This is a genomic window from Inquilinus sp. (assembly GCF_057815775.1).
In genome coordinates, this window is sequence record NZ_JBYRFX010000557.1 from 1 (window position 1) to 12,927 (window position 12,927).

Annotated in this window: 9 protein-coding genes and 3 pseudogenes; 11 read left to right on the forward strand and 1 reads right to left on the reverse strand. The window is 66.4% G+C overall.

Features of this window, described 5'->3' with window-relative positions; all coding sequences use genetic code 11:
* Nucleotides 1-146: 146 nt before the first annotated feature.
* From AC3XYG_RS19365 to AC3XYG_RS19375, 3 genes are all read left to right on the forward strand, one after another.
* The gene (locus tag AC3XYG_RS19365) at nt 147-1,661 is read left to right on the forward strand and encodes a class I adenylate-forming enzyme family protein (RefSeq protein ID WP_489141496.1); all 1,515 of its coding nucleotides are present in this window, start codon (nt 147-149) and stop codon (nt 1,659-1,661) included.
* A gap of 955 nt (nt 1,662-2,616) precedes the next feature.
* Nucleotides 2,617-2,856, forward strand: coding sequence for a hypothetical protein (locus AC3XYG_RS19370; protein WP_489141497.1), 240 nt, complete (start codon nt 2,617-2,619; stop codon nt 2,854-2,856).
* A 1,073-nt stretch (nt 2,857-3,929) separates the two neighbouring features.
* On the forward strand, nt 3,930-5,441 hold the full coding sequence (locus AC3XYG_RS19375; RefSeq protein ID WP_489141498.1) for an ABC transporter substrate-binding protein: 1,512 nt from the start codon (nt 3,930-3,932) through the stop codon (nt 5,439-5,441).
* A 21-nt stretch (nt 5,442-5,462) separates the two neighbouring features.
* On the opposite strand, the gene AC3XYG_RS19380 is transcribed toward AC3XYG_RS19375, so the two are convergent.
* Nucleotides 5,463-6,380 (reverse strand): LysR substrate-binding domain-containing protein, encoded by a 918-nt coding sequence (locus AC3XYG_RS19380; RefSeq protein ID WP_489141499.1) that lies wholly within the window; start codon nt 6,378-6,380, stop codon nt 5,463-5,465.
* A 92-nt stretch (nt 6,381-6,472) separates the two neighbouring features.
* On the opposite strand from AC3XYG_RS19380, the gene AC3XYG_RS19385 reads away from it, so the two are divergent.
* The 8 genes and pseudogenes from AC3XYG_RS19385 to AC3XYG_RS19420 all read left to right on the forward strand — a co-directional run.
* Nucleotides 6,473-7,591: an NAD(P)/FAD-dependent oxidoreductase gene (locus AC3XYG_RS19385; protein WP_489141500.1), complete on the forward strand. Its 1,119-nt coding sequence runs from the start codon at nt 6,473-6,475 to the stop codon at nt 7,589-7,591.
* Complete coding sequence (locus tag AC3XYG_RS19390; protein WP_489141501.1) at nt 7,572-7,868, forward strand: (2Fe-2S)-binding protein; 297 nt, start codon at nt 7,572-7,574, stop codon at nt 7,866-7,868. The genes AC3XYG_RS19385 and AC3XYG_RS19390 overlap by 20 nt, the downstream gene beginning before the upstream one ends.
* Nucleotides 7,865-9,262: an FAD-dependent oxidoreductase gene (locus AC3XYG_RS19395; protein ID WP_489141502.1), complete on the forward strand. Its 1,398-nt coding sequence runs from the start codon at nt 7,865-7,867 to the stop codon at nt 9,260-9,262. The genes AC3XYG_RS19390 and AC3XYG_RS19395 overlap by 4 nt, the downstream gene beginning before the upstream one ends.
* On the forward strand, nt 9,259-10,389 hold the full coding sequence (locus tag AC3XYG_RS19400; RefSeq protein ID WP_489141503.1) for an NAD(P)/FAD-dependent oxidoreductase: 1,131 nt from the start codon (nt 9,259-9,261) through the stop codon (nt 10,387-10,389). Before AC3XYG_RS19395 ends, AC3XYG_RS19400 begins: the two co-directional genes overlap by 4 nt.
* A 50-nt stretch (nt 10,390-10,439) precedes the next feature.
* Nucleotides 10,440-10,553: pseudogene (locus tag AC3XYG_RS19405) on the forward strand (ABC transporter permease); the annotation flags it as partial.
* A gap of 184 nt (nt 10,554-10,737) precedes the next feature.
* Nucleotides 10,738-11,331, forward strand: a pseudogene (locus tag AC3XYG_RS19410) (ABC transporter permease); the annotation flags it as partial.
* A 53-nt stretch (nt 11,332-11,384) separates the two neighbouring features.
* Nucleotides 11,385-12,191, forward strand: a pseudogene (locus AC3XYG_RS19415) (ABC transporter permease); the annotation flags it as partial.
* Between the two features lie 29 nt (nt 12,192-12,220).
* Nucleotides 12,221-12,927: ATP-binding cassette domain-containing protein (locus tag AC3XYG_RS19420; RefSeq protein ID WP_489141504.1), on the forward strand; the 707-nt coding region annotated here is incomplete at its 3' end.

A 12,927-nucleotide genomic window follows, 5' to 3' on the forward strand; every position in this document is an offset into this window, starting at 1 on the left:
TAATTCCCCCCGTATTACATGAGTAACAACAGGAATGACGATCGGTTATTGATTTGTAACTTCCGGGAATTATTCTCCAATCTCCTCCAATTATTACGGAGAAATAATTGCTTACGCTCAGATCCGATCACACAGAGAACAACGAGATGCTGAAATTCCTTGGATCAGATGGCAGCCTGCCGCTTTCGTTGCCCGGGCTGTCGAAGAATGCCGTCGCCCTTGTCACTGCCGGCGAGACATGGACGAGAGGCCGTGTGGCGGCGGCGGCGGCGCAGTTGGCCGCGGGGTTCGTTGCAGCTGGCGTCAAGCCGGGGGACCGCATCGCTTTGCATCTTCGGAACGGGCCGGAGATCCTCCTCTTGTTCATGGCATGCTTCGCTGTGGGGGCAATCGCCGTCCCTCTGAACCTGCGCTTCAAATCTGCCGAACTCGAGGCCATGCTGCGGCGGATTCGTCCGATGCTCTATTTCGGCGATGCGAGCCTTTACGAGCTGGTGTCGGGCCTCGAAGACGATGTGCTTTCGCACACCGGCCGGTTCCTTATCGGCTCTTGCGGCCCTGCCGGGGCCCGCGACTGGACGGATCTTCGGTGCAAGCCGCCAAGCGATGGCTTTTCGGCGCCTGGGTCGGACTGCCCCGCTCTGCTGCTATCGACGTCCGGCACCACCGGGCAACCGAAGCTCGTCGTGCACAGCCACGGGGGGTTGCGTGTCAGTTCCGACAACATGGCCGAGATGCTGTTCTGCGGGCCGAACGATCGCGTCGGGCATTTTGTGCCAATGGTGCATTCATCCGGCATCAGGCTGGCGCTGGCGGCCTTGCGCCATGGGGTCACCGAAATCCTCCTCGACGCCACCGATCCCAGCGGGATTCTTGATGGCATCGAGCGTGAGCGCTGCACGGTGCTTCTCGGCCTCCCCACCTCCTTCATGTATCTGATGGACCACCAGCGCCAGAAGCAACGCGATGTCAGCTCCCTGTCCCTCTGTGCCGCTGCGGGAGACGTTTGCCTGCCAGGGCAACAGGAGGAGTTCTCGAGACTCTTCGGGCTTCCGCTGCGCAGCTTCTGGGCGTCGAGCGAAGCGACCGGATCTTTCACCTACGGGCTGGTGCCAGGCCCGGTGAGTCGGCCGGCCACCGGCGTCGAGACCCGCGTGGTCGACGGCGAAGGCCGGCCAGTGCCGACCGGGGAGGTCGGCGAAGCCTGGCTGCGCGGGCCGCATATTGCATTGGGGTACTGGACAGGTCCCGGATGCTGGGATGGCTTTCCGAATGGATGGTATCCGAGCGGCGATCAGATGCGTGAAGACGGCCATGGCAATTTCTGGTTCGTCTCCCGCACCAAGGATCTGATCGTCCGGGCCGGATCCAATATCTCCCCGATTGAAGTCGAGCATGTGCTGCTCGGCCACCCTGCCATCCGCGATGCTGCGGTCGCTGGTCTACCAGACCCGGTCCTGGGCCAGCGCGTCGTGGCCTTCATCGTTCTCGCCGACAGGGAGAATCCGGGCGCAATCGAGCGGATCCGATCCGATATCCGGCCACTCCTGGCAGACTACAAGCTGCCGGAGGATCTCTTTCCGATAGACCAGGTCCCGCGCAACGGCGCTGGCAAGATCGATCGCAAGCTCGTGGCCCTGCTGCGGGTGGAATCCCGATAGGCCGAGGCAAGGCCGAACTGACCTGGGCCGGACGACACAGCCGGCATCACGCCGGAGAGCCCGCCCCGGCACCGTGCGAGGCGATGACGGAATGGCACGGCCGGATATCGCTCCAAGTGGATGTCCGGCCCGGACGAGCCCGGAACCCCTCGGCAGAGGGGATGAGCCGAAAATGATGGATTCTGCCCCCGAACACGATTGCCGGGCCTGGAAAGCCGGCGGCAATGATCCACCGCCGCTCCCCAAGGGTTGATCAGGCCGACCTGGCGGCGGGGGTTTTCCGAGCCCGCGGCGACGCAGCATTCGCACGCCGCGGGCCGAGCCCGATCGACTTCGCCAAGGCGCTGCTCCGCATATAGGGGACGGGTATTCCGCCGGCGGCTCCGGCGCCCGCGGCGTTGCCTCGGCGCCGCAGAGGACGACATGTTGCCACGTCCCCTGCCCCATTCGTCTCACGACAATGTCTCGGTGAGATTTCCTTGCCACAACCGGGGGCGTCGATGGTAATCGCTGGGTCTCGCCGCGCTTGTCAGCACCTGCTTTGCATCGCCGGCGCCAGCGGCATGCCTTGAGATTGGCCGCGATCATCATGCCGGCGCGGAGGCTGTGGACGGAGAACGCAATTGGGTTCTTTAGCCCAATCTCTCACGTCACCCGGCGGGCACAGTCTTTGGGTCGAAGTGCTCAGGCCGGCCCGCCGATTCGGCAGAACGGGACGTCCCGGATGTTGCCTCGATCAGCGAGAGATGCGCAGCACGGCAAGGCAGGCGTCGCCCTGATACCGACGTCGCTTTCCTTTCACTGCCTATCCGACAAATTTCGGATGTAAGAAAGACCTTTCAAATGTAGGTCGATCTGAGCAGTAAACCGTCGGAATTCAGTAGCGCCGGCTTTCTGTCGACGCCAATATATTGGCGTCCAGTCAGAGTAAACAAACTCACTGGAAACGCAGAAAATGCAATATCTGGAGGAAACGACAATGTATAAGTCCATGATGATCGCCGCCTTTGGCTTGATCGCTCTCTCTACCAGCGCCATCGCTTCGACCGGTGAGACGTCCAAGCGGATTGAGCCCACGCACAGGGAGTGGATGCTCGGAATGAGCGGCGTCGCAAGCGACAACACGACCGCCAAGTCCACCAGCAGCAAGACCGAAGGCGTTCAGGTCGCCATCTGCCGGTTTGCCTGCCACTAAGGTCTGGTCTGTTCGATAACTCTGGATCGAAGGGCGGGCCCGGGCCCGCCCTTCGACAGCATAGGCGGAGCGCACCACTATACGCATCACCTCGCCGGCGCGGGATCTCCGGATATTCCAGGCCGGCCGATCACGGCACCGTCCAGCGGTGAAACTCCGCGTCGACACGGAGCTTCATCCTAAGTGGCGGGCAATCCCGCGGATCAAGATCTGCCGTGGTGGATGGTCTCGGACAGGCTGGTGTTGCGGACTTAATCGAACCAGCGCGACACCCCACAAGCGGTCAATTTGCCGGGATCAAAGCAGGTGGCGCAAAGGGTCAAGCCATTTGGCGCGCTACAATAACGTACCGATTTTCCTGGGAGAAATGGAGCGGGCGAAGGGATTCGAATCGTGCTTCGGCGTGCCTGGGGATTTGGGGCGTAGGAGAGGGAGGTTGTGCGGACGCGCAACCAACGATTCTTGCGATTGGCTGAGAGCAGGGTTCCGCGACTGGCTGCGTAGCATAGCCTTGCTCAGTAGCTGGCTTGTTCCGGTTGGCGCCATTTCCGGACATCGCGATGGTTCCGCGAAGCGGACATGGCGGATTACGGCCGCTCTAGCCAAGTTTGCCCGCCTGAATCTGTCTAGGCGGCACATTTTTGACCAGAAAGAGCCTGCCCGAAGAAGGCACAACGGCTGATCCGGGCAAAACCGGGCGGAGGCAGTTGTGCCGCGGTGCGGTCATGGCCTCCGCCCGAAATCCGTTGGTTGGGCGCTCCGGCCCCGCAGAGGAGTAACAACCATCACCGTGATCCAACGGCCACAGGGGCATGACCTGCCGGTACTGCCGTCGCCTCCAACTGAAGCCTTCTCGCTCATCACGATGCTCGCGGAGGTGCTTTTTGCCGAGCGAGCATCGTTGGTGCGAGCGCGATCGGGTCTCGGTATCAGGTATAACCCCAGCGAATGAAGTCTTCCATTTTCGACTTGGACAGACCGTTCGCCGCCTGATGATGCTTTGCCTCAAATTCTTCGGATTGGGGGGTGTCGGCATGCTAAAAGTCGCGGCTCGGATCGCCGGTTTGTTGTGCGTGCTCTGGCTGCCCCTGCCGGCCTCGGCGGAGGACAGCGTCCTCCAGGTCGGCGTCGGTTCGGGCGACGTCTCCACCCTGGATCCCCATCGCGCCAGCGCCACCGGCGACATGACGCTGGTTGGCTGGATGTACAACGGCCTGGTTCGTTTCAAGCCCGGCAGCGCCGACCCGAACGATCTCGAGCCCGATCTCGCCGAACGCTGGGAGGTCTCCGCCGACGGCAAGGCCTGGACCTTCCATCTGCGCAAGGGGGTGAAGTTCCAGGGCGATTGGGGCGACCTCACGGCAGACGACGTGGTCTATTCGCTGACCCGAGCCGCCGACCCGAAACGCTCGACCTTTGCCACGGATTTCGCCGGTGTCGAAACCGTCGCCAAGCTCGACGACGACACGGTCAGGATCACGCTGAAATACCCGGATGTGAGCTTCCTCGGCCGGGTCTCGAATTATCACGGCGGCAACATCATCAGCCAGAAGGCCGCCGAAAAGTTCGGCGACGATTTTGGCCATCACCCCGTGGGCACGGGCCCGTTCGCATTCGTCGAACAGGTGACGCAGCAATATGTGAAGCTCGCCGCCAACCCGTCCTATTTTCGCGGCAAGCCCAAGATCGACACGATCATCGTGCGCAACATCCCGTCCGACAGCGCGCGCGAACTGGCCTTCGCCTCGGGCGAACTCGACCTCATGGACGGCAAGCGGGAGCAGCGCTGGGTCGATTCCGCGCGGCGGCGGCAGGGCTTCAACGTCGACATCTTCCGGCCGGGCGAATATCGGCTGCTGCACATCAACCAGAGCATCCCGCCGCTCGACGACCTCCGGGTGCGCCAGGCGATCGCCGCGGCGGTCAATGTCGACGACCTCGTCCGCTTCGTCGGCAAGGACGTGGCGCCCAAGGGCTGCTCGATCGTGCCGCCGGGCTATCTCGGCGAGGATTGCCCCGGCGCCTATGCGTTCGACCTCGCCAAGGCCAAGGCGCTGTTGGCCGAGGCCGGCCATCCCGACGGCATCACCCTGAAGGCGATCGTCTCCAACGTTTCGGCCCAGCAGCCGATCATGGAGGTCATCCAGGCGCAGCTGGCCAAGGCCGGGATCAAGATGGAGATGCAGGTCGTCGATCACCCGACCTATCAGAGCCAGGTCCGCAAGGATCTGAGTGCGCTGGTCTTCTACGGGGCGGCGCGGTTCCCGATCGCCGACACCTATCTCAGCGAGTTCTTCCATTCCAAGGCGATCGTCGGCACGCCGACCGCGGCGACCAACTTCTCGCATTGCGCCGTCGCCGATGCCGAGATCGAGGGCGCGCGGACGGCCTCCGACGCCGAGACCCAGAAAGCGATGTGGAAGGAGGCGCAGCGGAAGATCATGGATGATGTCTGCGCCGTGCCGCTGTTCGAATTGCGCCAGGTGTGGGTCCACAGCGATCGGCTTGACTATGGCTATGACCTCCAGGGCGCGATGAATCTGGCGCCCCCGATCACCGAGACGACCACGGTGAAGCCGCAGTGAATTGATCGACGCGGGCGAGCGTCAGGCCTCGCTCAGGATCGTGCGCGAGATCGCCGCGGCGGTCTCGCGCGTCACCTCCATATAGGTGTCGACCAGCCGGGCGTTCCGGCTGTCGCGGATCCGGCAGAGCTGGAAATCGAGCTGGATGGTCGGCTCGAAGCGGCGGACCGCGAGCTTCTGGCGCAGGCCGCCGACGATCAGCGGGTGCACCAGCGAAACGCCGACGCCGGCGGCGACGAATTCGCACAGAGTCGGCGACACATTGACCACCATGACGGTGTTGGGCTCGACATCATGGGCCCGCAGCGCGCCCGCGACGCGCTGGCTGGTGTGGCTTTCCGGATCGAACGAGACGAAGGGCACGCCGACCAGGTCGGGTGGCGTGATCACGGTCTTCGTCGCGAGCGGATGGCCCAGCGGCAGGATGCAGACGACGGGGTGCCCCATCATCGGTTCCGCCACGATGTAGGGGTTGTCGATCGGCGCGATGACCAGCCCGACATCGAGCTTGTGCGTGACTAGGCCGTCCGTGATCCATTGCGAGCTACGCGATTGGATCGAACAGAACACATCCGGCTGGCGGGCGAGGAAGTTGCTGGTCGCCTGCTGGATGAATGAGCCGGACAGCGCCGGCATCACGCCGATCAGCAGCCGCCCCTGCTCGTCGCGACGGATCGTGTCGATGGCATTCTCGACCTGCCGGACCCCGGCGAAGATGCGGTCGATCTCTTCATAGAGCCGCATCCCGCGGCGGGTCGGGGCCAACCGCCCCTTCAGCCGGTCGAACAGCCTGAGGCCCGCATCGTCCTCCAGATGGGCGATCAGCTTGCTCATTGCCGGCTGGGAAATGTTCAGCATCTCGGCGGCCCGGCTGACCGTGCCGTGCTCGATCACCGCCTTGAAGGCCTCGATCTGCCTGAGATTGATCCGACGCGGCATATCATAACCATTCAGAATACAAAGCAGAGGAAAACGACTTGGACGGAATGGAGCATGGAGCCCTAGCCTCAAAACTGGCAAGGGAGAATTGCATGCGGCCCGACATCGTCGTGATTGGGGGAGGCACGGTCGGCGCGGCCATCGCATACGGCCTCGCCACGCGGGGTGAGCGCACCCTGCTGCTCGACGGCGGCGATGGTGATTTCCGCGCCGCGCGTGCCAATTTCGGCCTGGTCTGGCTGCAGGGCAAAGGCCTGGGTATGCCGGCTTATCAGGCGCTGACGCGACAGAGCGTCAGCGGGTGGCGCGGTTTCGCCGACGGGCTCGAGGCGCAAGTCGGCACCAGCCTCTGCTACGAGCAGAATGGCGGGCTGGCGTTCTGCCTGGGCGCTGACGCGTTCGACAAGCGTCGCGCGACGCTGCAGCGACTGCACAACCAATGGGATGGCGGCGAGCCGGATTGGGAGATGCTGGACCGGCCGGCGCTGGAACGGCTGCTGCCCCGGGTGACGCTCGGGCCGGAGGTTGCCGGGGCGAGCTTCGGCCGCCTCGACGGTCACGCCAATCCCCTGCGGCTTCTGTCCGCGCTGCATGCCGCCGTGATCCGGCTCGGCGGCCAGGTTCGCAGCAACGCTGCGGTGCGCGAAATCGGAACCGCCGGACCGGATTTCCGCCTGGTCGTCGGCGCGGAGATCATCGTCGCCCCGCGCATCGTCATTGCGGCCGGACTCGGGGCGCCGGCTTTGGCGCGGCAGGTCGGGCTGGACATACCGTTGCGGCCGCAGCGCGGGCAGATCCTCGTCACCGAGCGGCTGGCGCCGTTCCTGCCCCTGCCGGCAAGCGGCCTGCGCCAGACCGCGGATGGCACGGTCATGATCGGGGCGACCAACGAAGAGGTCGGCTATGACACATCGACGACTGGCGACGCTGCCGCACGTCTCAGCCGCAAGGCGCTGCGCACCGTACCAGCGCTGGCGGAGGCCGCGCTGGTACGGCAATGGGCGGGGCTGCGGGTCATGACGCCCGACAGCTACCCGGTCTACGCGGAGTCCGAGAGCCGCCCCGGCGCCTTCGTGGCCCTCTGCCATTCCGGCGTGACGCTCGCGGCCTTCCATGCCGACGGCCTCGCCGATGCCATCGCCGCCGGCACTTTGCCGGACACCCTTTCCCCCTTCCACCAGAGCCGTTTCGATGTTCCGCAAGCTGCATGACCCCGGCCCCGATGCCGTGACGATCACGATCGATGGAGCCGAAGTGACGGCCGAGGCCGGGGAGAGCGTCGCGAGCGTCCTGCTGCGGCAAGCCCAGCCCTGGTCCCGGACCACGCCGGTTTCGGGCAACCGGCGCTCGCCCTATTGCCTGATGGGCGTGTGCTTCGATTGCCTGGCCGAAGTCGACGGCGTCGCCTCGGTGCAGACCTGCCTGACGCCGGTCAGGGCCGGGATGCGCGTCACGCGCCAGCAGGGCCGAAGGGCGTTCACGGCATGACCGGGTTCGATCTCCTGATCGTCGGGGCCGGCCCGGCCGGCATGGCCGCCGCGGTCGCGGCCCGGCGCCACGGACTGACCGTCCTCGTGGTCGACGACCAGCCGGCACCGGGCGGACAGATCTGGCGCGCAGTGGAGACCGTCGCCGCCACGCCGCGCGGTGCCCGCCTGGGCGCGGCCTATCGCATGGGGGCCGAGCGGGCCGCCGCTTTCCGGGCATGCGGCGCGACGTATGAGCCGGGTTGCCAGCTCTGGCAGGTCGAGCCGGGATTCCGCGCCTTCCTGACGCAGGAGCGCAAGGCCCGCATCGTCACAGCGAAGGCGGTCATCCTCGCGACCGGCGCCCAGGAGCGGCCAGCGCCGTTCCCGGGATGGACGCTGCCGGGCGTCCTGACCGTCGGTGCAGCGCAGATCCTGCTCAAGACCGCCAACCAGGTGCCAGAGAAGCCGGTCTGGATCGCCGGCTCGGGACCGCTGCCGCTGCTCTACATGACCCAGCTTCTGGCCGCCGGGGGCAGGATCTCCGGCTTCCTGGACACCACCCCGCCCGGCCGCTTGGCAGCGGCCCTACGGCATCTGCCACGGGCGCTCGGCCGCGTCGGCGACCTCGCCAAGGGCCTCGCCTGGACGCGGACACTGAAGCGGGCCGGCGTTCCGGTGGTCCGCCATGTCACCGAGCTTGCGGCCGAAGGAGAGGGTCGGCTCCAGGGGTTGCGCTATCGCACCTGGGATGGCCGTGAGGCAACCGTTCCCGCCGAAATCTTGCTGGTCCACGAGGGTGTGGTGCCCAGCATTCATGCCCCGCTGGCCCTCGGCTGCGCCGTCGAATGGCGGGCGGACCAGCACTGCTATGCCCCGGCCCTCGACGCTTGGGGCGAGACCTCGCAGCCCGGCGTTTTCGTTGCCGGCGACGGCGCCGGCATCGGCGGCGCCCACGCGGCGGAGCTGCGCGGCGCCCTGGCCGGGCTGCGGGCGGCGGTCAAGCTCGGTGGGCTCAAGGAGGCTGCGGCCGAGGATGAGGCGCGCCCGCTACGCCGGAACCTGAAGCGCGAACTGGCGCTGCGTCCGTTCCTCGACGCGCTGTTCGCGCCCCGGCCACAGGTCTTCGCGCCGGCCGACGAGGCGATCGTCTGCCGCTGCGAGGAGGTCACGGCCGGCGACATCCGCGCCCGCGCGGCGCTGGGGCGGCCCGGCCCCAACCAGCTCAAGGCCTTCACCCGGGCCGGCATGGGGCCGTGCCAGGGCCGGCAATGCGGCTACCCCGTGATGCACCTCATCGCGGCGGTGCAGGACCGCCCGGTCGCTGATGTCGGCTTCTATCGCATCCGGCCGCCGCTGAAGCCCGTGACTCTCGGCGAGCTCGCCAGCCTCGACGAGACGGAGTCGGCCGCATGACCGCGCAGGGCTTCGATATCGCGGTGATCGGTGGCGGCCTGCACGGCCTGTCGGCCGCCCTTCATCTGGCGCGGGCCCGCCGGCGCATCGTCGTGCTGGAACGGTCCTGGGTCGGGCGGCATGCCTCCGGCGCCACCGCCGCCGGGGTCCGCACGCTGGGGCGCGACTTGGCCGAGGTGCCGATCTCGCTCGAGGCGATGGAGATATGGCATGGGATCGCCGGCATCGTCGGCGACGATTGCGGCTTCCGCGCCCACGGCCAGATCCGCGTTGCCGAATTCGAGGAGCACTGGCCCGAGTTGCTCCAGCGCGAGGCGAAGCTGCGCGCCCTGGGATACAGCCATGAAGAGATCATCGATGCCGCGGAGCTGCGCCGCCTGGTGCCGGCCCTGAGCCCGCATTGCGTTGGCGCCTCGATTGCGCGCCGGGATGGGGCCGCCGATCCGCATCGCACCATCGCCGCCTTCCGCCGGTCCTGCGAGGCCGCGGGCGTCACCATCATCGAGGGCTGCAGCCTGGAAGCGGTCGAACGGCACGGGCCCGACTGGCTGCTCAACTGCGGGCAGCAGCGCTTCACCGCCCCCGCCGTGGTCAATGCCGGCGGCGCCTGGGCCGGGCGGGTCGCAGCACTGTTCGGCGACGAGATCCAGCTCGGCCTGAAGGCCTCGATGATGATCGTGACCGAACGGCTGGGCCCGCTGCTCGACCCGGTGGTCAGCGTCGTCGGCCGGTCCCTCTCCTTCAAGCAATCCGACCAGGGGACCCTCGTCATTGGCGGCGGATTGCAAGGGGCCGCCGACCTGGACCGGCAGAGCAGCACCGTCGATTTTTCGACACTGGCCAGGGGCGCCCGGGCGGCAACCGATCTGTTCCCGATGGTGGGGGACGTGCGCATCGCCCGCAGCTGGACCGGGATCGAGGCCAAGACCCGCGACCTGCTGCCGGTGATCGGCGCCTCACCGAACGCGCCCGGCCTGTTCCATGTCTTCGGCTTCTCGGGCCACGGCTTTCAGCTGGTCCCGGTCGCGGGCGCCATCATCTGCGACCTGATCGTGCGTGGGGGAACCAACCGCCAGATCGCCGGTTTCGCGCCGGAGCGCCTGATGGCGGGGCGGGCCGCGGCATGATCGGCTATCTCCTGAAGCGCGTGCTGCTGGCGATTCCGACGCTGCTCATCATGTTGACAGCGATCTTCGTACTGGTGCGCCTGGTGCCCGGCGACGCCGCGTCGGTCATCCTGGGCGACCAGGCCAACGCGGCCTCGCTCGCGGCCTTGCGCAGCAAGCTCGGGCTCGACCAGCCGGTGGCCGTCCAATACCTCGCCTTCATCGGCAAGGTCCTGACCGGCGATCTCGGGCAATCCCTCAGCAGTGGGCGGACGGTCATCCATGAGGTGCTGCTGGTCCTGCCCTCGACCCTCGAGCTGACCCTGGTCGCGATCGCGATCGGCCTGGTCACCGGCATTCCCACTCGGCGTCGCGGCGGCGCTCAGCCAGAACGGCTGGCTCGACTATCTCTCCCGGGTCGTCTCGCTGGTCGGCCTGTCATTCCCGGCCTTCGTTTCGGGCATCCTGATGCTGATCGTCTTCGCCATCCAGCTCGGCTGGTTTCCGGTCCTGGGCGGGATCGGCGGCGCCACCGGGCTCGCGGATCATCTGCGGGCGCTGATGCTGCCGGCGCTCAATCTCGGCATCATCATGATGGCGTATGTGATGCGGGTGACCCGGGCGGCGATGCTGGGCGTGCTGAACGAAGACTATGTCCGCACTGCCCGCGCGAAAGGCGTCGGCCCGAAGCAGCTCGTGTGGCGGCACGCCTTCCGCAACAGCCTGATTCCGATCATCACCGTGGTCGGCCTCTATTTCGGCACGCTGATCGGAAACTCGGTCCTGACCGAGATCATCTTCAACCGACCGGGGCTGGGCAAGCTGATCATCGGCGCGCTGAACGCGCGCGACTACACGCTGCTGCAAGGCCTCATGATCATCTTCGCCCTGTGCGTCATCGCAGTGAACACACTAACCGATCTCGCCTATGCGCTCGTCGATCCAAGGATCAAGTTTTCATGAGCGTCGCAGCGACCATCCCGGAGCGATCCGGCGGGTTCCTGTCCGCCTTCCAGCAGAACCGGCTCTCCTGGCTCGGGCTCTTCCTGCTCGCGGCGATTGTGCTGATCGCGATCTTCGCACCGCTGATCGCCCCGTATGATCCGCTGGAGCAGAACATCGTGGCGCGGTTCGAGCCACCCTCGGCCGACTTCTGGCTCGGCACCGACAGCTATGGGCGCGACGTGCTCTCGCGGCTGATCTATGGCGCCCGGATCTCGCTCATCGTGGGCTTCGTTTCGGTTCTCATCGCGATGGTGGTCGGCACCGCCATCGGCGTGATCACGGGCTATATCGGCGGGCTCGTCGACCAGATCGTGATGGGCGTGCTCGACGTCATGCTGTCGTTCCCCACCCTGCTGCTGGGCCTGATGATCGCGGCGATGCTGGGGGCCAGCCTGGAGAACCTGATCATCGCGATCGCGGTAACCGAGGTGGCGCCCTTCGCCCGCGTCGCCCGGGCCCCGACGATCACGCTGAAGCAGCGCGATTTCGTCGAGGCCAGCCGGTCCTACGGCTGCGGGCCGCTGCGCATCATGGCCCGTCACATCCTGCCCAATATGATGTCGGACGTCGTCGTGGTCAGCTCGCTCTGGCTCGCCTCCGCCATCCGGACCGAGGCGTCTCTGAGCTTCATCGGCCTGGGCGTGCCGCCGCCGGCCGCGACCTGGGGCGGCATGATTCGCGAAGGCTTCGAGAACATCCTCGATGCCTGGTGGCTGGCCGTGTTCCCGAGCTTCGCAATCCTCCTGACGGTGCTGGCGCTCAACCTCCTGGGCGACGCACTGCGCGACGCCACCGACCCCCGGTCCCGCACGCGATGACCACGCCCATCCTTTCCGTGAGAAACCTGGTGACGTCGTTCCGACTCGGCGGCGGATGGCACCCGGTGGTCAAGGACGTCTCCTTCGACATTGCCTCCCGCGAGACCGTGGCAATCGTCGGCGAATCCGGATCGGGCAAGAGCGTCACCGCGCTGTCGATCATGCAGCTGGCCCCGCCTGTCTTCAGCCGGGTCGAGGGCTCGATCACGCTGGCCGGCACCGAGCTCCTGTCGCTGTCCGACGCTCAGATGCGCCGGGTGCGCGGCAATGAGATCGCGATGATCTTCCAGGAGCCGATGACCTCGCTGAACCCGGTGCTGACCATCGGCTTCCAGATCGCCGAGGCGCTGATCCTGCATCGCGGCCTGTCGCGCTCGGCGGCCGAGGCCGAGACGATCGGGCTCTTGGAGAAGGTCCGGATCCCCGCGGCCAAGTCGCGCTTCCACGAATATCCGCACCGCTTCTCCGGCGGCATGCGCCAGCGCGTGATGATCGCGATGGCGCTGGCCTGCAAGCCCAAGCTGCTGATCGCCGACGAGCCCACGACCGCGCTCGACGTCACCATCCAGGCGCAAATCCTCGACCTGCTCTCGACGCTGCAGCGCGAGCTGGGCATGAGCGTGCTGCTGATCACGCACGACCTGGGCGTGGTGGCGGAGCACGCGCACGAGGTGGTGGTCATGTACGCCGGCAAGGTGGTGGAGCGCTCGCCGGCCGCAGCGCTGTTCGAGGGGCC